Origin of the sequence: Caballeronia glebae (assembly GCF_001545035.1) — a bacterium.
Lineage (GTDB): Bacteria > Pseudomonadota > Gammaproteobacteria > Burkholderiales > Burkholderiaceae > Caballeronia > Caballeronia glebae.
In genome coordinates, this window is the sequence record NZ_FCOJ02000004.1 from 34,147 (window position 1) to 52,631 (window position 18,485).

General features: G+C 61.8%; 21 protein-coding genes. 9 read left to right on the forward strand and 12 right to left on the reverse strand.

Annotation, left to right across the window (positions count from 1 at the left end; genetic code table 11):
* Window positions 1-171 precede the first annotated feature (171 nt).
* Entirely contained in the window at window positions 172-681 is a 510-nt protein-coding gene (locus AWB82_RS39110; RefSeq protein WP_407642975.1) for a lysozyme inhibitor LprI family protein, read from the forward strand.
* A 639-nt stretch (window positions 682-1,320) separates the two neighbouring features.
* Here the strand turns inward: AWB82_RS39110 and AWB82_RS03930 are convergent.
* The 3 genes from AWB82_RS03930 to AWB82_RS03940 all read right to left on the reverse strand — a co-directional run bounded on the left by AWB82_RS03930 (window position 1,321) and on the right by AWB82_RS03940 (window position 4,078).
* Window positions 1,321-2,616: an SUMF1/EgtB/PvdO family nonheme iron enzyme gene (locus AWB82_RS03930; RefSeq protein WP_086965848.1), complete on the reverse strand. Its 1,296-nt coding sequence runs from the start codon at window positions 2,614-2,616 to the stop codon at window positions 1,321-1,323.
* A 163-nt stretch (window positions 2,617-2,779) separates the two neighbouring features.
* Complete coding sequence (locus AWB82_RS03935) at window positions 2,780-3,499, reverse strand: helix-turn-helix domain-containing protein (protein ID WP_086965849.1); 720 nt, start codon at window positions 3,497-3,499, stop codon at window positions 2,780-2,782.
* A 105-nt stretch (window positions 3,500-3,604) separates the two neighbouring features.
* Window positions 3,605-4,078 carry a universal stress protein gene (locus AWB82_RS03940; RefSeq protein ID WP_086965982.1) on the reverse strand — a complete coding sequence of 158 codons (474 nt, stop codon included), beginning with the start codon at window positions 4,076-4,078 and terminating at the stop codon, window positions 3,605-3,607.
* Window positions 4,079-4,344: 266 nt separating this feature from the next.
* On the opposite strand from AWB82_RS03940, the gene AWB82_RS03945 reads away from it, so the two are divergent.
* The 3 genes from AWB82_RS03945 to AWB82_RS03955 all read left to right on the forward strand — a co-directional run bounded on the left by AWB82_RS03945 (window position 4,345) and on the right by AWB82_RS03955 (window position 8,700).
* The gene (locus AWB82_RS03945) at window positions 4,345-5,874 is read left to right on the forward strand and encodes an MFS transporter (RefSeq protein WP_086965850.1); all 1,530 of its coding nucleotides are present in this window, start codon (window positions 4,345-4,347) and stop codon (window positions 5,872-5,874) included.
* A 222-nt stretch (window positions 5,875-6,096) separates the two neighbouring features.
* Window positions 6,097-7,671, forward strand: a complete 1,575-nt coding sequence (locus tag AWB82_RS03950) for an aldehyde dehydrogenase (NADP(+)) (RefSeq protein WP_086965851.1) — start codon at window positions 6,097-6,099, stop codon at window positions 7,669-7,671.
* 90 nt (window positions 7,672-7,761) lie between these two features.
* Window positions 7,762-8,700 (forward strand): SMP-30/gluconolactonase/LRE family protein, encoded by a 939-nt coding sequence (locus tag AWB82_RS03955; protein ID WP_086965852.1) that lies wholly within the window; start codon window positions 7,762-7,764, stop codon window positions 8,698-8,700.
* On the opposite strand, the gene AWB82_RS03960 is transcribed toward AWB82_RS03955, so the two are convergent.
* The 3 genes from AWB82_RS03960 to AWB82_RS03970 all read right to left on the reverse strand — a co-directional run bounded on the left by AWB82_RS03960 (window position 8,697) and on the right by AWB82_RS03970 (window position 10,377).
* Window positions 8,697-9,122, reverse strand: coding sequence for a GNAT family N-acetyltransferase (locus AWB82_RS03960; RefSeq protein WP_086965853.1), 426 nt, complete (start codon window positions 9,120-9,122; stop codon window positions 8,697-8,699). The genes AWB82_RS03955 and AWB82_RS03960 overlap by 4 nt on opposite strands.
* Before the next feature lie 83 nt (window positions 9,123-9,205).
* Window positions 9,206-9,808, reverse strand: a complete 603-nt coding sequence (locus AWB82_RS03965; protein WP_200818041.1) for a short chain dehydrogenase — start codon at window positions 9,806-9,808, stop codon at window positions 9,206-9,208.
* A 116-nt stretch (window positions 9,809-9,924) separates the two neighbouring features.
* On the reverse strand, window positions 9,925-10,377 hold the full coding sequence (locus tag AWB82_RS03970; RefSeq protein ID WP_086965854.1) for a hypothetical protein: 453 nt from the start codon (window positions 10,375-10,377) through the stop codon (window positions 9,925-9,927).
* Window positions 10,378-10,553: 176 nt separating this feature from the next.
* Here AWB82_RS03970 and AWB82_RS37890 point away from each other — a divergent pair, with 176 nt between their 5' ends.
* Window positions 10,554-10,715, forward strand: a complete 162-nt coding sequence (locus tag AWB82_RS37890) for a hypothetical protein (RefSeq protein WP_200818036.1) — start codon at window positions 10,554-10,556, stop codon at window positions 10,713-10,715.
* Between the two features lie 74 nt (window positions 10,716-10,789).
* On the opposite strand, the gene AWB82_RS03975 is transcribed toward AWB82_RS37890, so the two are convergent.
* On the reverse strand, window positions 10,790-11,398 hold the full coding sequence (locus AWB82_RS03975) for a DUF3005 domain-containing protein (RefSeq protein WP_086965855.1): 609 nt from the start codon (window positions 11,396-11,398) through the stop codon (window positions 10,790-10,792).
* Between the two features lie 288 nt (window positions 11,399-11,686).
* Between AWB82_RS03975 and AWB82_RS03980 the strand changes: the two genes are divergently transcribed.
* Window positions 11,687-11,920: a hypothetical protein gene (locus tag AWB82_RS03980; protein WP_061160931.1), complete on the forward strand. Its 234-nt coding sequence runs from the start codon at window positions 11,687-11,689 to the stop codon at window positions 11,918-11,920.
* A gap of 134 nt (window positions 11,921-12,054) precedes the next feature.
* Window positions 12,055-13,047: a serine O-acetyltransferase EpsC gene (gene epsC / locus AWB82_RS03985; RefSeq protein WP_235023167.1), complete on the forward strand. Its 993-nt coding sequence runs from the start codon at window positions 12,055-12,057 to the stop codon at window positions 13,045-13,047.
* 60 nt (window positions 13,048-13,107) lie between these two features.
* Here epsC and folE read toward each other — a convergent pair whose 3' ends face one another.
* The 4 genes from folE to AWB82_RS04005 form a co-directional block, all read right to left on the reverse strand.
* Window positions 13,108-13,758 carry a GTP cyclohydrolase I FolE gene (folE, locus tag AWB82_RS03990; RefSeq protein WP_086965856.1) on the reverse strand — a complete coding sequence of 217 codons (651 nt, stop codon included), beginning with the start codon at window positions 13,756-13,758 and terminating at the stop codon, window positions 13,108-13,110.
* Window positions 13,759-13,848: 90 nt separating this feature from the next.
* Window positions 13,849-14,052: a hypothetical protein gene (locus tag AWB82_RS03995; protein WP_086965857.1), complete on the reverse strand. Its 204-nt coding sequence runs from the start codon at window positions 14,050-14,052 to the stop codon at window positions 13,849-13,851.
* Between the two features lie 72 nt (window positions 14,053-14,124).
* Window positions 14,125-14,568 carry a VOC family protein gene (locus AWB82_RS04000; RefSeq protein WP_086965858.1) on the reverse strand — a complete coding sequence of 148 codons (444 nt, stop codon included), beginning with the start codon at window positions 14,566-14,568 and terminating at the stop codon, window positions 14,125-14,127.
* Between the two features lie 14 nt (window positions 14,569-14,582).
* Window positions 14,583-15,014: a YybH family protein gene (locus AWB82_RS04005; RefSeq protein ID WP_086965859.1), complete on the reverse strand. Its 432-nt coding sequence runs from the start codon at window positions 15,012-15,014 to the stop codon at window positions 14,583-14,585.
* Between the two features lie 169 nt (window positions 15,015-15,183).
* Between AWB82_RS04005 and AWB82_RS04010 the strand changes: the two genes are divergently transcribed.
* Window positions 15,184-15,819, forward strand: a complete 636-nt coding sequence (locus AWB82_RS04010) for a TetR/AcrR family transcriptional regulator (RefSeq protein ID WP_086965860.1) — start codon at window positions 15,184-15,186, stop codon at window positions 15,817-15,819.
* Between the two features lie 60 nt (window positions 15,820-15,879).
* Here the strand turns inward: AWB82_RS04010 and AWB82_RS04015 are convergent, their stop codons facing one another.
* Window positions 15,880-17,262 (reverse strand): MFS transporter, encoded by a 1,383-nt coding sequence (locus tag AWB82_RS04015; protein WP_086965861.1) that lies wholly within the window; start codon window positions 17,260-17,262, stop codon window positions 15,880-15,882.
* Between the two features lie 255 nt (window positions 17,263-17,517).
* Between AWB82_RS04015 and AWB82_RS04020 the strand changes: the two genes are divergently transcribed.
* A complete protein-coding gene (locus AWB82_RS04020) occupies window positions 17,518-18,471 on the forward strand; it encodes a 2-hydroxyacid dehydrogenase (protein WP_086965985.1) in 954 nt (317 codons plus the stop codon).
* Window positions 18,472-18,485: the final 14 nt, after the last annotated feature.

Genomic DNA, 18,485 nt, shown 5'->3' on the forward strand with positions numbered 1-18,485 from the left:
TGGTGGGATACGGTCAGTTTCGTTAAGGGATTTCCGGCTGAGGCCGATCGTTTGCATTTGCATCCGGGACAAGGAATTCGTTGAAAATGACTGGAGGACCTGATGTTTAAAATGACTATTGCGTGCATTTTCGTCTCCTGTTTTTTGTCGGGTTGGGCGTCGGCCGCGTCCATGTGTAGCAGCAGCATCACAAAGAATCTCGAAAGCTGCGCAAAATCCAACTTCGAATTAGCGGATCAAGGGTTGAATAAGCGGTATCGTGAGGTTGCCTCTAGACTCTCCGAAGGAGATCGGAGCCTTCTCGTAGCTGCGCAGAGGGAATGGGTAAGACACAAAGAACGTACGTGTCAAGAAGCGTACGAGAGTGCGTTACCGGGACAAGAAGCAGAGATTGATCGCTGGACGTGTCTTGATCAGATGACAAGGACGCGTACCAGTGAGCTTAACTATATCGATTCTGGTATGGGCGGCGACGGTTTTTTTCGCGCGGTAGACATCATTTCTAGATACTACGAGCATGGCGATCGCAATCGGTTCATTTCCAAGCTGGTAGCCGATTCGACCAGAGACGAGAGCCGTGATTGGCAAGAGTATGTCAGAGACACATGCATTCTCTCGGCCCGTCAGACACACGAGGAAGAAAATACCTGTATCGCGCGTCAGCAATTCTATCGTTATTAGTTTTCTATCCTGAGTAACGATATGCCAAGAGATTTGACACCGGTCGCGCCCGCTACAACAGGTCGTTAAAAAAGGTTTCGATGAAATTTTCGCGAAGAATTATAGGGGGGCTCAGACTGGCTGTGGGTAGGCTTGAACTTATGCGCATCCTTGCGTGCCTTCTGGGAGTGTTGCTTTATCCTCAGAAGCCGCATCACTCTGTGAGAATTCGGTATCACGAAGATTATGAAAGTATAGAATTTTTGATTTATCCTTATGAATATACCGTATTTCATGACTACGATGCGTCAGAAAGGAGAAGGGAAAATCATGGTGTGAGTATTTCTAGGGGAGGGGACGGGTTGTCTAGAGTCAACTGTCTTTCTCCTGTCGTAGATAATATGACGCAAGTGTTGAAGCGACTGAAGTGCGACCAGAACAATGCGCTAGGATGTGGCGCGCTATGAAAAATTGTCCGGTAGTCAATCATTTCTTAAAGATTTGATCGGCTGCGCGCAATCGCGGAAGCGCCAACTCACGTCGCTGCCGCAGCCCATCTCGCGAGAGCGGGGCCCCGCGCAGGCCGGAGTCGACCCGCTCCCGCGGACCTTTAACCAATAAAATTTCGAATTGCCCGATCCAGTCCGAAGCGGGCCAATCTCAATTCCTCACGCAGCGAAACCCCGCATACACATACTGATAATGCCCCTGGAACCAGTTGCGGAAACTCGGCCGCAACATACACGCGGCCGTTCGCGCCGAGCCGCCCTTGATCACAAAATGCTTTCCGTCGAAGAAATTCGCTGAATAGCCGAGATAAAACGGAAACGGCTCGAAGCCGTTCAGCGGACCGAACTCCGTCGACGTCCATTCCCAGCCATTGCCGAATTGCCCTTCCACGCCGAACTCGCTGCGATTCTCCGGATGCGCCTGCACCGGCGACGGATCCCATCGGCGAAAATCGAAATTGCCTTCCGCGACATGCGGCGCGCCCGATGCCGCGCGTTGCCACTGCGCCTCGGTCGGCAATGACTTGCCCGCCCAGCGCGCGTACGCCTTCGCCTCGGCATGGCTCACGTAGACGGGCCAATCGGGCGGCAGGGCGATTTCATCGAACATCGTGCGTAGTTGCCACGCGTCCGGCGTGTCGTCGCCGGGAATCCAGAACGCCGGATGCGCAATGCGCTGCTCTTCCTTCCACGCCCAGTCGGCGTCGTCCCAATAATCACGATTCCAGTATCCGCCGGCATCGATGAAGCGGAGATAGTCGCCGTTCGTGACCATATGGCGGTCGATTTCGAACGCGGGCACGTCGATGCGTTCCTCGCCGAATTCGTTGTCCCATCCGAACCGACCGCTTTCGCGCGCGAGTCCGAGCGTTGTGCTGCCGGCCGGCACGCGCACGGTTTCATGCGAAAGCGCGCAATCGGAGGCACGTTCCGAGAACGCATCCGGCGGCGCGATTTTTCTATCGACCGGCAATTGATGCAGCATGTACGCGAGCGTTTCCGCGTGCATCAGCCGATGCTCGATGGCTACCTCAAGGAGTTTCGCGGGCGGTTCGTCGGAGGAAAGCGGCTCAGCGGCGATTCTGATCGGATCGAAATGCGCGTCGATATCGGCGCGAACCCCGTCGCGATATGCGCGCACTTCGTCGAGCGAGGGCCAGTCGGCCGGCTCATCGGTAGGCAAGCCGCCGTCCACCGGATCGATGCCGAAAGCGAAAAGCCGGTCGAGAGCCGGATTCCGGCTGGGCAGATCGAAGAGCCGCTGGTCGAGCAGATTGCGGTCGAAGGCTTCGAGATGCCCGACATAAAAGATGACGCGATGCCGCTCGGCGATCGGCCTGTCGTAAAGATGCTCGGGCTTGACGATGTCGAAAAGCTCGTCGGTGACGCGGCGCGCTTCGGCGAGGCGCTCCAGCAGCGGATGACGCAGGGAAGGTTCGCGGTTCATGTCGCCCAATCTCCGTGGGTGGCCAGTTGCTTCGCATTCGACCAGAACGCGCGCCGTCGCGCGTTGGCCGAACCAAAGAGACTAAACCGTAGCGAACCGCGTGCCAACTGAAAAATAGGCGGCGATTATTCGCGTACACGCAATAATCGCGGGCGGTGCTCCGTCAGACGGCGCGCAGCGCGTCGAAGTCGCGAATGCGGATGAACTTGCCCTGCGTCTCGATGAGGCCAGCCTTGCCGAAACGCGACAGCGTGCGGCTCACGGTTTCGAGCGTCATGCCGAGATAACTGCCCATGTCGTCGCGCGTCATGCGCAGCGTGAATTCCGACGACGCGTAGCCGCGCTTGGAAAGCCGCGACGAGAAATCGAGCAGCAGCCGCGCGACGCGCTCGTCCGCTCGCAACATGCCGAGCCGCACGACGTGATTCGCCTCGCGGTTCACCGCGTGACTCATCATGCGATGCAGCCGTTTTTGCAGCGCGTCGGTTTCGCGGCACATACGCTCGAAGAGCGAATAGGGCACGACGCACACGGAGCTGTCCTCCAGCGCGATCGCGTCGCACGTATGCTCGCCTTCCTCGATGCCTTCGAAGCCGAGCGCATCGCCCGCGAGCAGCAACCCCGTTACTTGTTCGCGGCCGCCGTCGTGCGTGATGACCGTCTTGATCGACCCGGAGCGCACGGCGAACAGGGAATCGAAGCGGTCGCCGGCGCGAAAGAGCGCGTCGCCGCGCTTGACCTTGCGCGTGACGGAGATGATGTTCTCCAGCTTGGCGACGTCGTTCGCGCACAGGCCCTCGGGCATGCAGAGATGACGCATCGCGCAGGTCGAGCAGTGCGCCGAATCGCGGCGCGCACGGGAAACTTCGGACATGGCGGTCATTTGGCTTCGTTTTGTTGATGAATGACAAAACGATTCTCCCATAGGCCACCACCCCGGCTGCGTGAAAAATTGACGCAGCCAGGGCATCGATCAAATTTTTTTACCTCATTCGGTTGCTTTTTCAGACAAATCGCCCGCCGCCGACGGAATCAGCAGCACGGGAAGTGTCGCCTGACGCAGACAGCGCTCGGCCACGCTGCCGAGAATGAGTCGCTGAAAGCCTTTGCGGCCGTGCGTGCCCATGATCAGCAGATCGGCATTGAAAGCGTGCGCTGCATTGACGATGAGCGACGCGACGTCGTCGCTCGCGGTGGCTTCGATCGTCACGACTTCGCCGGTGACGCCGCGCGCCTTCATCTGATCGGCGGTTTCGCGTGCGAGCGACGCGCCTTGCTCCATCAGGCTCGAATGCAGCGAGGACGGATCGTAGCCGGGCACGTCGAGATACATCGGGCCGGCCTCGACGACGTAATACGGCTGCACGACCGCCTGATGCGTGACGGCGAGGTCGATCGCGGTCGTGAAGGCGCGCTCGGAAGTCCGGCTGCCGTCGATGGCGACGAGTATGCGTTTGAACATGACGATTTTCCCCATGAAACGATCGATTGATGCACGGCGCGCGCCGTCTTTCATGACTTCGCATGATAGGGCGCACGCCTCGCGCAGCGACGCCGCTTTTTTGCGATAAGTCGATCTAGCGCAAAGGCAGGCCGTACAATTCGTAGTTCTTCTACATCAGCGTCCGCTTAAAAAGTTGGCGGCGCGACCTTTTTTAGCACTTCTTCAGCCCGCCCGCCGTGACTCAATCGCCACCTGCATTACCGTTCAGAAACGCTCTCTACGCGATGCTCGGCATCGGCCTCGTCAACATGCTGGTCGCGCTCGATCAGACCGTGGTCAGCACCGCGCTGCCGTCGATCGTCGCGGAGCTGCACGGCTTCGAGTTCTATGCATGGATCGCGAGCGCTTATCTGCTGGCTTCGGTCGTGACGGTGCCGGTGTTCGGACGGCTCGGCGATTACTTCGGGCGCAAGCGCTTCGTGATCGCGGCGGTGATTACGTTCACGGTGGCGTCAGTGCTGTGCGGCCTCGCGCCCAGCATGTTGTTCCTCGTGCTCGCGCGCGGGCTTCAAGGCGTCGGCGGCGGGATGATGGTCGGCACCGCGTTCGCGTCGATTCCCGATCTGTTCCCCGATCCGCGCGCGCGCGTGCGCTGGCAGGTGGTGCTCGCGGCGGCCTACGGCATCGGCACGGCGGCGGGGCCGTCGCTCGGCGGCTGGATGAGCCAGCACTGGGGCTGGCGCTCGACCTTTCTCGTCAATCTGCCGGTCGGCGCGGCGGCGTTGTACTTCATCTGGGCGCATCTGCCGAACCTGCATCGGCCGCGCGAGGGTAGCGTGAAAATCGACTGGACCGGCGCGGCGCTCGTCGCGCTGGTGCTCGGCGGCTTTCAGGCGCTGATCGAAGCGCTGCCGAAGGACGGCGTCACGACCGCCAATATCGCGCTCGGCATCGGCGTGGCCGTGTGCGCGGCGGCGCTGCTGATCTGCGAGCGGCGCGCGACGCATCCGATCATCCCGCTCGACATCTTCCGCGACCCGCAGATGAACACGCTCTTCACGCTGTCGTTCCTCGCGGGCTTCGTGATGTTCTCGCTGATCTTTTTCGCGCCGCTCCTGCTGCAAGGCGGCTTCGGCCTGTCGCCGCAGGCCGCGGGTCTGCTCGCGACGCCGATCGCCGCGTGCATCGCGCTCGGCAGCTTCATCAACACGCGCATCGTGATTCACATGAAGAAGCCGGTGAACATTCTCTCGATCGGCTTCACGCTGCTGTTGATCGCGTCGGTCGGGCTGGCGTTCGCGCGCGAATCGACGCCGCATCTGTGGATCGAACTGCCGATGGCCGCGACCGGCATCGGCCTCGGCTTCATTCTGAACAACATGAATATCTTCGGGCAGGAGATCGCGGGGCGCGAGCGCTTTGGTATCACGACGGCGCTGCTGCAATCCACGCGCATGGTCGGCGGGATGATGGGCACGAGCGTCGTCGGGACGATCGTCGCGCATCACTACGCGGGCGTCGTGACGCACACGGTGAGCGTGCTCGGCCCGGCGGCGTCGGCGCAATGGCTGCCGCGCCTGTCGGACCCGCGTATTCTCGTCGACGAAGCGTTGCGCGAGCGCATCCTCGCCGAACTGAGCGCGGCCGGCCTCGATGCGCCTGCGCTCTTCGACGCCGCCCGCGACGCGCTGGTGCAGTCGATCCACATCGGCGTGATGCTGACGGCCGTCGCCGCGCTCGTGGCGACGCTCTTGGTGCGGCGCATCGCGCACATCACGTTCAGGAAAAGCGCGACGCCCGCCGCGAAATCCTGACGCGCTTTCATTGACAAGCGGTTCGTCGCGCCTATAGTTTTTGCTTCACCCGACGGACCGGTTTCCGGCTTCGCATCGACCGCGCACCGCGTTTGCTTCACCGTCCTCGACGAAGACTCGCACGCCGCGCGCGGAACGCTTGCGCGGGGCGCGGGTCACTCGCATAGCGGGCGGCCGCGCCACGCGCCTGCCGCCCACCGCCAACAGAGATGAGGAGCTGAAATGAAAATCACCGGAGACATGCTGATAGGCGCATCGGCCGTGCGGGGCACCGACGCCACCCTCCGCGCGTTCGACCCCGCGCGCAACGCCGATCTCGAACCCGCGTTCGGCGGCGGCGGCGCGGCGGAAGTGGCGCGCGCGTGCGAGCTGGCGGAGGCGGCTTTCGACGACTATCGACACGCGCCTTTCGAAACTCGCGCGCAGTTTCTCGAAGCGATCGCCGACAACATCATCGCGCTCGGCGACACGCTGATCGAGCGCGCAATGGCCGAATCGGCGCTGCCGAAGGCGCGTCTCGAAGGCGAGCGCGCGCGCACGGTCGGGCAGTTGCGGCTGTTTGCGTCGCTCGTGCGCGAGGGCCGCTGGCTTTGCGCGACGCTCGATTCCGCTCAGCCGGACAGAAAACCGCTGCCGCGTTCCGATCTGCGTTTGCAAAAGATTCCGCTGGGCCCCGTCGCCGTGTTCGGCGCAAGCAACTTTCCGCTGGCGTTTTCAGTGGCGGGCGGCGACAGCGCGGCCGCGTTCGCGGCGGGGTGTCCGGTCGTCGTGAAATCGCATCCGGCGCATCTGGGCACGTCCGAACTCGTCGGGCGCGCGGTGCAGAAGGCAGTTGCCGACAACGGCTTGCCAGAGGGCACGTTCTCGCTCGTCGTCGGCGCGGGCAATGCGATCGGCGAGGCGCTCGTCGCCCATCCGGCGATTCAGGCGGTGGGCTTTACCGGCTCGCGGCGCGGTGGGCTCGCGCTCGTCGACATCGCGGCGAAACGCCCGGTGCCCATTCCCGTCTTCGCCGAGATGAGCAGCGTGAATCCGGTGTTCGCTTTGCCGGGCGCGCTGGAAACGCGCGGCGACACGCTGGCGGCGGCCTATATCGATTCGGTGACGCTGGGCGTCGGCCAGTTCTGCACGAATCCGGGGCTCGTGATCGGCCTGGAAGATTCCGATCTCGACGATTTCATCGACAACGCGGCGGCCGCGCTCGAAAAGAAGAGCGCGCAGACGATGCTCACGGCGGGCATCGCGGCGGCCTACGCGGACGGCGTCAAACATCGCGACGCGACCGCCAAACGTATCGCGACGGGCGAGAGCGGCGAGGCGGCGAGCGGCGCGTTGCCGGCGCTGTATCGCGTGAGCGCGGAGGACTTTCTCGCGAAGCCGCAACTGGCGGAGGAGATTTTCGGGCCGACGTCGGTCATCGTCGTATGTCGCGACGAGGACGAGATGATTTCGGTCGCGCGCCGTCTCGAAGGCCAACTGACCGCGACGCTGCTCATGGAGAAGGACGACGTCGAACTCGCGCGGCGGCTTTTGCCGGTGCTTGAGCGCAAGGTGGGCCGGATTCTCGCGAACGGTTTCCCGACCGGCGTCGAAGTGTCCTACGCGATGATGCACGGCGGCCCGTTCCCGGCGACATCGGATAGCCGCTCGACGTCGGTCGGCGCGATGGCGATCGAACGGTTTCTACGCCCGGTGTGCTATCAGGATCTACCGGCCGCGCTGTTGCCGGCGGCGCTCGCGGATGACAATCCGTTGAATTTGTGGCGCTTGAGGGACGGAGAACTTGGGCCGAATTGAGGACGGGGCGCCCGGCGCACGCACCCGCGGAAATTTCACTGAACCGAGCGGACGCCCACGCGTGCGCTCTTCGATTGGAGACGAAAAAGCATGACGAACATCGAGCGCCGCTATCCCGATCCCGCCGTGCGCGTGCTGGACCCGCGTTTCAACGCACTGCGCATCGCTTCGGCGTCGGTGGAATGTCTGTATCAGGGCGCGCGCTGGTCCGAAGGGCCGGTCTGGTTCGGAGACGGCCGCTATCTGCTCTGGAGCGATATCCCGAACAACCGCATCCTGCGCTGGGACGAAGAGAGCGGCGCGGTCGGCGTGTTTCGCAAGCCGTCGAACAACGCGAACGGCAACACGCGCGATCGCGAAGGGCGGCTCGTGACCTGTGAGCATCTGACGCGGCGCGTGACGCGCACCGAATACGACGGCTCGATCACCGTCATCGCCGACCGCTACGATGGCAGGCCGTTCAATTCGCCGAACGATGTCGTCGTGAAGTCGGACGGCTCGATCTGGTTCACGGACCCGAGCTTCGGCATCGACGGCTATTACGAAGGCGAGAAGAACGACGCGCAACTCAAGCCATGCGTTTATCGCGTCGACGCCCAGAGCGGCGAGATCACGATGATGATCGATGCCTTCGTCGGCCCCAATGGTCTTGCGTTCTCGCCGGACGAATCGGTGCTGTACGTGGTGGAATCGCGCGGGACGCCGCGCAAGATCTACGCGTTCGACGTGCTCGACGGCGGCCGCAAGCTGGGCGAGCCACGCTCGCTCATCGACGCCGGACCGGGCACGCCCGACGGCTTTCGCATCGACGTTCACGGCAACCTGTGGTGCGGCTGGGGCATGGGCGACGCGGAACTCGACGGCGTGCGCGTGTTCACGCCGCAAGGCGAGGCGATCGGGCATATCGACTTGCCGGAGCGCTGCGCGAATGTCTGCTTCGGCGGGCGGCATCGCAATCGCCTGTTCATGGCGGCGAGTCACGGGCTCTACGCGCTATACGTGAACACGCAAGGCGTGAAGGGCGGCTAATCCTTTCCGATCTTCTCCATGATGCGCTCGGGATGCCGGCTCGCCGCGAAGCCGAGGGGCGCATAGAGTCCATGCGCGTCGGACGTGACGAGCATCATGCGGCGCAGCCCCTGCAGGTCGGGATGCGCCATCACGCATTGCATCATCCATTTGCCGAGACCCGCGCCCTGATGCTCGGGCAGCACGAACACATCCGCGAGATAGGCGAAGGTGGTCGTGTCGGTGATCATGCGCGCATAGCCGATTTGCGCGCGGCCGCGAAAGAGCCCGAACGTGAGCGAATGACGCGCGGCGCGCTCGACCTTTTCCCGCGCGATGCCCGGCGACCAATAGGCCACTTCGCTCAGATAGCGATGCACGACATCGAAGTCGAATTCATCGATGTCCGTGCTCAGTCGATAGTCGTCCCGGGTCCACTGCATCGCGCCGCTCCGTGAGCTTGATGAAGCGCCGAGGATAAGCGATCGATGCGCCGTGCTCCATGCACACTTCGCGCGTGCAAGTGTCAGTGCACGGTGTAGATGCGTCCGGTTTCCGCGCCTTCGACGCTGCGGCTATAGGCCAGCGCCACGCGCGCGCCGCTCGCGGCCTCGAAGCCGCGGAAGTACGGGCCGAAGCTTTCGCGCGCCTCTTCGAGCATTGTCGGACTCACGACGTTGATGCGCAGGCCGCGCGGCAACTCGATCGCCGCGCCGCGCACGAAGCCTTCGATCGCGCCGTTGACCGCCGCTGCGCTCGCGCCTTCGCGAATGGGCTCCGCGCCGACGATGCCGCTAGTCAGCGTGAACGAGCCGCCGTCGTTCAGAAAGTCGCGCGCGGTGAGCACGAGATTGACCTGACCCATCAGCTTGTCGTTGAGACCGAGGCGAAATTGCTCCGGCGTCATCTTCACGAGCGGGCCGAAATGCACGTGACCGGCTGTGGCGACGATCGCATCCACGCGGCCGATGGTGGCGAAGAGCTTCTGAATGCCGTCCGGATCGAGCAGATCGACGCGATGCGCGCCGCGCGTCGCGCCGATTTCGAAGACTTCATGACGGGCTTTCAATTCGGCGGCGACCGCCTGTCCGACCGTGCCGGTCGCACCAATGACAGCAATTTTCATGATCGAGCTCGCAAATACGAAGTTGAGGACGGTCATGCATTGTGCGAGCGGAAGGACGCGCGAAAAAGCCGCGTCCGCTTCAAGGATTGCAAACCACGAGTTTCGAATGCCTGGGGTGCCTATCGCGTCGCGAGGCGCGCGGGCATCGGCGAAAGTAGATAGAGCGACGCCGCGAACTTGCAGACGAGTGCCGCGCCGCACACGAACGCGGCTGCGGGGAAGACGTGCCATTGCAGCGCGAGCGTGGGCGCGACGAGCGCGACCGAAGCGAAACCGAGCGCCACCGTGAACCAGCGCGCCCATTGCAGCCGGGACGCGACCCACACGTAAAGCAGGCCAACCAGCACGCGCGATGCAACCATTGCAGCGAGCGGATGACTCGATGCATCGCCGGGAAGCCCGATCGCGAGCGTCAACGCGAACTCGGCCCACGACAGCGCCCAGGCCGCGCCCAAACACGCGATCGCGGAAGTGAAGCGTTGCTCGGGCGTGACCAGGTGGCGCGTTGCCGCCTGGCGTTGTGCCGCCTCGTTGGTCTCTGGCGTGTAGCCGTCGTATGCGTGGGTCGTCATTTGGTTTTTTTCCCTCTATCGACTCTAGGCACTGCTCCGTTGTATTGTCGGCCGCGATCGCATTTGCTGCGATGCGGCGCTTCGTCCGCGGTGTCTCACCGCATACGCCGTGCCAGCCCTGAGGAACGCCGGTTGCTACGCATTGGATCGATGAGTAACGACCAGAGGAGCAAGCGATGAGCAAGCTGAAGGAACAAAATCCCCACTCGGAACGAGACGATGAAGATCTCGACAAGGCCGTCGAAGACACGTTTCCCGCGAGCGATCCACCCGCGACGGGCGGTGTGACGCGCATCGAAACCGATGACGATAAGGACGAAAAGGAAGAAAAGAAGTAACACGCAAAGTGCGTTGAAGTAAAAAGAGCCGCATATTCCATGCGGCTCTTTGCTTATTACGATAGGCGCCGTACTTATGCGCGCTCGATCTCGAAGAGTCGCGATGGCCGCAGATGATTCAACGCATAGTGCTTGCGTCCGCGCAGGGTGTGGCCATGCGCGTCGCGTCCTTCGAAGCGCACTTTGTCTTCGACCTCGGGCACCGTCGGCGCGACCATGCCGCGATCGATCAAACGATAGCCGCGTCCTAGCGCAAGCAATATGCCGTTGCGAGCGGGACGGCTGTCGAAGCCGCCGAGACCATCGCCTGGCTCGGGCACGAAGTTCACCGTGGTTGCGTTCGAGTTGATGACCGAGTCGGGATCGCGCGCGCGCATTTCGGCTTCGCGCCGCGCGTGAATGCTTTTCGCGTCGGCATCGACGGTGTCGTCGAGTCCGTCGTCATTGGCGACATCGACGCCGCGCGGCGACTTCTCATAGAGACCTTGGGGACCGACGTGCAAGCCTTCTTTCGTCGCCTGCGTTTTTGCGCCCGCGCCCGCATGCGCTTCGCCACCGGATGCTGCCTTGTTCGCATCGCTCATCTTCACATGTGCGGTTTCCGCAGCGGGCGTCTTGATCGGACTGTCGGCGACCTGACCTTTCTGCTTGTCTTGCGGATCGTTTCCTTCAGCGTTGTTCATCGCATTGCTCCATTGCAATTGGACCTTACATGATCAATCCGTCACGCAAGACTCGTTCCGGCTATTTGGCGACGGAACCGCGAGCCTTGCCCGAGGGCGCGTTAACGGATATCTAAAATTTGAGTCTTTTTTTTCGACCCCAAGCCGATTTCCTGCAAGTATTATTTGGAACCTGTCGGCGGCAAAGCGCAATACGCGAAACGCGAGCAATCAGGAGGGCGCGTCAATTTGACGTCGAATAAGAGCAATGCGATTCGAACGAGCAGGGCACTTTCACACAGGTGACTCATGCAACACGATGCAGCCTTTTCACATCGAGGCTACCTTCTAAACTGCGCGCCCGCCCGGGCCGGAGATGGCAGCTACCAGCCCTACGTGGTGATCTCGCGATCGAGCGATGGCGAACTCGTCGCGAACCGATTCTTTCCTTCGGACCTGCGATTCCGCAACGAAGGCGAAGCCATCGCGCACGCGCGCGACTGGGCCGTGCGCTGGATCGATGCAAGCAACGTCACAGTGTGAGCGATGTTCCATGAAACATCGGCAACGCGGGCGTGCGATCCGCCGGACGGCAGCCTTCTCCAAAACCGGGTACCCTTGATGGTTCATCCGTCGTGCGCCAGTGCGGCGGCCGCTTCCCTTGCTTCATGGCCAACATGCAGAACACGCCCCCGTTTGGCGCCGTACCGCCGCTCGAAACATCCCGCGACACCGCGCTCGACACGCCCCAGGAATGGGGCCTCGCGCGCATCGTCGCGGACTTGCGCCAGTCGCGCGAAGAACTGCATCGCACGCGGCATCCGCTCGGCATACGTGAATTGCCTTCACGCGAAGCTATCGTCGGGATCGTCAACGGTCTGCGCTCGGCGCTCTTTCCCACGCATTACGGCGCGCCCGATCTGACCGACGAAAGCGTCGATTACTACGTCGGCCAGACGCTCGAAACCAACTTGCGTCTGCTGCGCGAACAGATCCGCCGCGCGCTGCGCTTCCTGCCCGAGTATCGCGATACGAACGAGGCCGATCTCTCCGCGCAAGCCTTCGCGATCGCGCGCGAGTTCGGCGCGCAGTTGCCGCATATCCGCGCGCTGCTCGTGAGCGACATTCAGGCTGCGTTCACCGGCGATCCGGCCGCGCAGCACATCACCGAAATTCTGCTGTGCTACCCGGGCGTTTGGGCGATGACGCATCATCGCCTCGCGCATGCGTTGCACAAGCTCGGCGTGCCCTTGCTCGCACGCTTTATCAACGAGATCGCGCATTCGCTGACGGGCATCGACATTCACCCGGGCGCGACCATCGGGCCGAGCTTCTTCATCGATCACGGCACGGGTGTCGTGATCGGCGAGACGGCGGTGATCGGCCAGCATGTGCGCGTCTATCAGGCCGTGACGCTCGGCGCGAAGAGCTTTCCTTCGACGAGCGATGGCGCGCTCGTCAAGGGCAACGCGCGGCATCCGATTGTGGAGGACGATGTCGTCATCTACGCGGGCGCGACGATTCTCGGCCGCGTGACCATCGGGCAAGGTTCGGTCATCGGCGGGAATGTGTGGCTCACGCACAGCGTGCCGCCGGGCAGCAACGTGTCGCAAGGAAAGATTCGCGAAGGCAGCGGTCCGGACGTGCCGGGCAACGGATTCGGCGCATGAAAAGACGAAAGGGCCGCGAGGCCCTTTTTCTTTGCGTGCGCGTTTTTTTCGCTGGCGAGCTTACGTGTTCGACACGCTGAACGCATTCTGATTGCCGACGATGGAAAGAAACTCGCGACGCGTCGATGGATCGTCGCGGAACGAACCGAGCATGCGCGACGTGACCATCGAGACGCCCGCCTTGTGCACGCCGCGCGTGGACATGCATTGATGCGCGGCTTCGAGAATCACGCCTACGCCGAGCGGTTGCAGCACTTCGTTCAGCGTATCGGCGATCTGCGCGGTCATCTTCTCCTGAATCTGCAGGCGTTTTGCGAAGGCATCGACGAGGCGCGCGAGCTTCGAAATGCCGACCACGCGTTTGTTCGGCAGATAAGCGACATGCGCCCGGCCGATGATCGGCACCATGTGATGCTCGCAATAGCTTTCGAAACGAATGTCCTTCAGGACGATCATCTCGTCATAACCTTGCACTTCGGAAAACGTGCGGGCGAGGATGTCATGCGGATTCTGCGTATAGCCTGCGAAAAACTCTTCATACGCGCGCACGACGCGGCCCGGCGTGTCGAGCAGACCCTCGCGGCGCGGGTCGTCGCCGGCCCAGCGCAAGAGAACACGGACAGCGGCTTCGGCTTCCTCGCGGGACGGACGATCGGCTGTATCAGCAGGCATGTCCGAACCTGAAAGATGGTTTTGGCGCGGGGCGCTCATCGAAAGCTCCTGTGAGTCAAGGTGCAAATAATACATCCAGTGCTTTGGCACCCCGCCATTGTTTCACGTTTTAAAAGGCCGATACGGACGTCAGGTTTTTCCTCCGCCGTCGATGCCCGAACCCGTGCGCCACACCTGTTTGCCTTCTTCCGTCAGCACGCCGCTGCTGTGGTCTTTGTCGGGTTCCGTGCCGGGCTCGGCCATGGCCCCGCCCGGCTGTTCCTGCGCGGTTTGCTTCTTGCCCTTGCGTTGCGCGATGCGCTCTTCCTGAGACCGTCCGGCGTAGTTGCTCATGTTGCGCTCCTTTCGAATTGATGCGATGAAAGGCGCGCAAGCCGCGTTCCAGCCGGACGTGTTGCTGCATGCTTACTGAGGCTTGCCTTCGACGCCGCCGAGCACCATCCACGTAACGCCGAACTTGTCCGTCACCATGCCGAAGCGCTTGGCGAAGAAGGTTTGCGTCATCGGCATCTGCACCTGACCGCCATTGGAGAGCGCGTTGAAATGCTTTTCGGCCTGCTGTTCGTCATTGGCCGTGAGAGAAAGCGATACGCCCTTGAATTCGGTCTTGCCGCTGCACATGCCGTCGGAGCCCATCAACAGGGAATCGCCGATGGTGAAGGCCGAATGCATGATCTTGTTTTCCGATCCCGGAGGAATGCCGCAACCGCTCGCGGTTTCGGCCTTGTTCGCTTCCGGGTTTTCGCTGTAACGCATCATCATGACGACTTGCGCGCCCAGATTCTCGCGATAAAACGTGATCGCTTCTTCGCAGCGGCCTTCGAAAAACAGATAGGGTTGCACTTGCATGTCTGCTCCTTGAGTTATGACGTTTCGTCAGGGTCCATATCCATCATGAGCGGCACCGATGCGTGCTCGTGCACGACACGCCAGTCGCCGTCGATCTTCCTGAAGCACACGGTGGCGCGCACGATGTCTTCCTGTTCGCCCACGGCGACACGATTGACGGAGTGCGCATAAGCCAGATCGCCGCTCGCGGCGACTTCCACTTCCCGCATTTCGAACGTGAGCGGGCCTTTCATGCTGTCGAACCAGCGCTGCCAGTTCTCGCGATAGTGCGCGACGCCCCTGATCGACGCGGGCGGCACGACATCGAACACGACGACATCCGGCGCGTAGTGGCTGACGAGCGTGTCGACGTCTTTCGCGAGCACTGCTTGCCGCCACGCTTCGATCAGTTCGCGGATGCGAGCGATATCGTCACGCGTATTCTTCCGATCATTTTCCTTCGTCATGCCTGCCTCCTTGCATATGACGGCCCGTATCGCACACCATGCCGCCGCGTCGTGACAAAGCAACGGCCAAGCATCGATGCCGAATTATTTTTTATGTTGTGTACACCGTCCACAAAAAGTAGCAGAGATAATGGACAGTGTCCACATATTCAAAACCCGACGAATCGAGATGACAAATGGCAAGCCGCGCAACACTTATCGACATGGCGATTTGCGACGCGCGCTGATCGATGCGGGCATAGAACTCGCGCGCGAAGGCGGCCCGGATGCGATCGTCTTGCGCGAAGCCACGCGGCGCGCGGGCGTCGTGCCGAATGCGGCCTATCGTCACTTCGAGAGCCGCCAGGAATTGCTATCGGCGGTGCGCTCCGCGGCGCTTTCGCTCGTCGCCCAGGCGATGGAAGAGGAATTGGCGTCGCGCCCGAAAAAACGCCGTCGCGCCGATGCGGCGCGCGCGGGATTGCGCGCCATCGGCACGGGTTATCTAAGGTTTGCGCAAACGGAAGCGGGACTGTTCCGAACTGCGTTCGCAGCGCCGCAAGCGGAGTGGGGCGAACACGAAGGAACGTATGGCGCCGGACCGAGCGGGCTCGATCCGTTCGAGTTGCTGAGCCGCGCGCTCGACGACATGGTCGAGGCGGGCGCGCTCGAAGCGAAACGCCGGCCCGAGGCGGAATATCTCGCATGGAGCGCGGTGCACGGTTTCGCGCTATTGCTGATCGAAGGCCCGTTGCAGGAATTGAAACGCACGCAGATCGAGCCGCTTGCCGGGCGCCTGCTCGATATGGTCCAGAACGGGCTTTGATCTCCGCTCACGAAAAAAAAGCGCCGCATTGAGCGGCGCGATTCATCGGTTCATTGGCGGTTATTTGGCCGGGCGGGTTTCGTCGGCTACCGGCTCGACCACGCTGAGAAGAAATAGCAGGCACAGTGTCGCCGTGCCGACCATGTAGAGAAAGACCGCGGTCCAGCTATAGCTGTCGAGCAGAAAGCCGACCGCGAGCGGTGCGCATGCGCCGCCGATCTGTCCGACCGAGTTGACGATGCCGAACGCCGTCGGGTACGTGGCTTTGGTTGCGAGACCCATCGGATAAGCGGAGTAGCCCGCGAATCCGATGCCGAGCATCAGACCCGCGAGCATCAGCGCGGCGCCGAGGTAAGCGACGCTGTCGGGTGCATCGATCAGCAGGAACGTCATGATCATCGTGCCGAGCGCGCCGAGCATCATCATCGGCTTGCGGCGGCCGCCGAGCAGGCGATCCGAGATGATGCCGCCGAGCATGTTGCCCGCCACCGCGCCGATGAAAGGCGCCGATGCGAGAAAGCCCATCTTCACCGAAGCGAAACCCTTCACCGTGACGAGATAAGTGGGAATCCACGAGATGAAGATGTTGCTGATGCCGATCATGCAGCCATATCCCAGCGCGATGCCGAAGATATTCCACGAGCCGAAGACTTGGCGAATCGTTTCGAGTTGCGGCACGCGCTTCGTGCGATTGATTGCGTCGAGCCGGGGCATCGGCGTCATCCGCGCGCGGGAGAGCGACTTGCCGCTATGGCCGCCGACCGTCGTTTCATCGGCGATGTAGCGGCGCTCGGCGGGCGAGCAGAAGCGGTTCTCGCCCGGCGAGTTCGTCACGAAGAACATCCATACGACGGCGAGCAGAATGCCTGGAATCGCGAACACATAAAAGATCTCGCGCCATCCCCACAGGTTGATCACGATGAGGCACACCGATGGCACGATCAACGGCCCGAGCTTCGACGCGGCGATCCACAAGCCCGCGGCCGTGCCTTTTTCTTTTGCTGGAAACCATCGGTTGATGACGTTCGTGCAGCCGATGCCGAGCGGCCCTTCGGACAGGCCGAGACCCACGCGATATGTCATCAGCAAAAGTACCGATGACGTCGTGCCCATCAATCCCGTGAACACCGACGTGAGGATCATGAAGACGGAGAACAGCAAGCCGGTGGTCTTTTCGCTGAGCCGCTTATAGAGCAGCCCAACGGGAATTTGCACGAAGCCGTAGGCGAACGAGAACAGACTCACGATCAAGCCGGCCTCGGTATTGGTGATGTGATATTCCTTCTTCAGATACGGCAGCGCGATGCCGAAGTTGGCGCGATCCGCACACGCGATCGCCCAGATGCAGAACATCAATCCCATCACGACCCAGCGGTGTTTCGTGCGTATCTCCGCCACAGGTTCCGCTTTCGAGGAAGCGACGATGCCGTCAGCGTTGTTCATTGCGCTGTTGTCTCCGATGTAATTTTCGAGGCTTTATTATCGATATGCCTTCCAATGCTTCGAATTGTGGGGAGGGTGAGCAAGAGCGTCCAATCTTTTATTGCTATTACTTGATTCCCGGATTGAATCGATCGGAACGCCGCCCGCGATGCTTCCATTCGTGGATCAATTGATAGCCTTTTGGGATTGGACGTTATCGGCGAAACCCGACATCATCCGCTCCACATGGGAAACGAACACCACGGAGCACGCGAATTGAAGCCGAGCATTCTGCAACTGAACCCTATCCTCGTACCCGCCATCAACGAAAAGCTGAATGCGCTCTATACGATGCATCGCCTGTTCGAGCAGGAAGATAAGGACGCGTATATCCGCGAGCACGGCGCATCGATTCGCGGCGTGATCACGGGCGGGCATACGGGCATCTCTAACGATCTTATCGGGCGCTTGCCCGCATTGCAGGTTATCGCGGTGAACGGCGTTGGCACCGATGCGGTCGACCTGCAATTCGCTCGTTCGCGCGGCCTTCCGGTAACGGGCACATTCGGCGCGTTGACCGAGGATGTCGCCGATCTCGCCATCGGTCTGATCCTGACGACACTGCGCGAGATCTGTCCCGGGAACGATTTCGTGAAGACCGGAAAGTGGCTGAAGAATCCGAGCCCGAGCGCGATTCCGTTGTCGCGCCGTTTCAGCGGCAAGCGCGTGGGTATCGTCGGGCTCGGCAAGGTGGGCCGTGCGATTGCGCAGCGCGCGGTCGCGTTCGGTTGCCCGATCTCTTATACGGACGTGCGCGAGATGCACGATATCGACTATCGCTTCGTGCCGGACCTGTTGTCGCTCGCGCGTGAAAGCGACATTCTCGTGCTCGCCGCCGCAGCCGATAAAGCGCAGGGCATCGTGGACGCCGCCGTGTTCGATGCATTGGGCAAGGACGGCTATCTCATCAACATCGCACGCGGCAAGCTCGTGGTGGAAAGCGATCTCGTCGAAGCGCTGTCGCGCGGCGTGATCGCGGGCGCGGGCCTCGACGTGTTCGTCGACGAACCGAATGTGCCCGCCGAATTGTTCGGCATGGATCGCGTCGTGCTGCAGGCGCATCGCGCGAGCGCAACGGTCGAATCGCGCACGGCGATGGGCGAGATGGTGCTCGCAAGTCTCGCTCAGGCTCTCGCGGGGCAACGCCCCGAAGGCAGCCTCACGACCTGACGCACGCGCATGAA

Bases quoted from the DNA above. Each gene is read 5' to 3' on its own strand.
- AWB82_RS39110 (WP_407642975.1), top strand. From the start codon at position 172: ATGTGTAGCAGCAGCATCACAAAGAATCTCGAAAGCTGCGCAAAATCC.
- AWB82_RS03930 (WP_086965848.1), bottom strand. From the start codon at position 2,616: ATGAACCGCGAACCTTCCCTGCGTCATCCGCTGCTGGAGCGCCTCGCC.
- AWB82_RS03935 (WP_086965849.1), bottom strand. From the start codon at position 3,499: ATGACCGCCATGTCCGAAGTTTCCCGTGCGCGCCGCGATTCGGCGCAC.
- AWB82_RS03940 (WP_086965982.1), bottom strand. From the start codon at position 4,078: ATGTTCAAACGCATACTCGTCGCCATCGACGGCAGCCGGACTTCCGAG.
- AWB82_RS03945 (WP_086965850.1), top strand. From the start codon at position 4,345: ATGCTCGGCATCGGCCTCGTCAACATGCTGGTCGCGCTCGATCAGACC.
- AWB82_RS03950 (WP_086965851.1), top strand. From the start codon at position 6,097: ATGAAAATCACCGGAGACATGCTGATAGGCGCATCGGCCGTGCGGGGC.
- AWB82_RS03955 (WP_086965852.1), top strand. From the start codon at position 7,762: ATGACGAACATCGAGCGCCGCTATCCCGATCCCGCCGTGCGCGTGCTG.
- AWB82_RS03960 (WP_086965853.1), bottom strand. From the start codon at position 9,122: ATGCAGTGGACCCGGGACGACTATCGACTGAGCACGGACATCGATGAA.
- AWB82_RS03970 (WP_086965854.1), bottom strand. From the start codon at position 10,377: ATGACGACCCACGCATACGACGGCTACACGCCAGAGACCAACGAGGCG.
- AWB82_RS37890 (WP_200818036.1), top strand. From the start codon at position 10,554: ATGAGCAAGCTGAAGGAACAAAATCCCCACTCGGAACGAGACGATGAA.
- AWB82_RS03975 (WP_086965855.1), bottom strand. From the start codon at position 11,398: ATGAACAACGCTGAAGGAAACGATCCGCAAGACAAGCAGAAAGGTCAG.
- AWB82_RS03980 (WP_061160931.1), top strand. From the start codon at position 11,687: ATGCAACACGATGCAGCCTTTTCACATCGAGGCTACCTTCTAAACTGC.
- epsC (WP_235023167.1), top strand. From the start codon at position 12,055: ATGCAGAACACGCCCCCGTTTGGCGCCGTACCGCCGCTCGAAACATCC.
- folE (WP_086965856.1), bottom strand. From the start codon at position 13,758: ATGAGCGCCCCGCGCCAAAACCATCTTTCAGGTTCGGACATGCCTGCT.
- AWB82_RS03995 (WP_086965857.1), bottom strand. From the start codon at position 14,052: ATGAGCAACTACGCCGGACGGTCTCAGGAAGAGCGCATCGCGCAACGC.
- AWB82_RS04000 (WP_086965858.1), bottom strand. From the start codon at position 14,568: ATGCAAGTGCAACCCTATCTGTTTTTCGAAGGCCGCTGCGAAGAAGCG.
- AWB82_RS04005 (WP_086965859.1), bottom strand. From the start codon at position 15,014: ATGACGAAGGAAAATGATCGGAAGAATACGCGTGACGATATCGCTCGC.
- AWB82_RS04010 (WP_086965860.1), top strand. From the start codon at position 15,184: ATGACAAATGGCAAGCCGCGCAACACTTATCGACATGGCGATTTGCGA.
- AWB82_RS04015 (WP_086965861.1), bottom strand. From the start codon at position 17,262: ATGAACAACGCTGACGGCATCGTCGCTTCCTCGAAAGCGGAACCTGTG.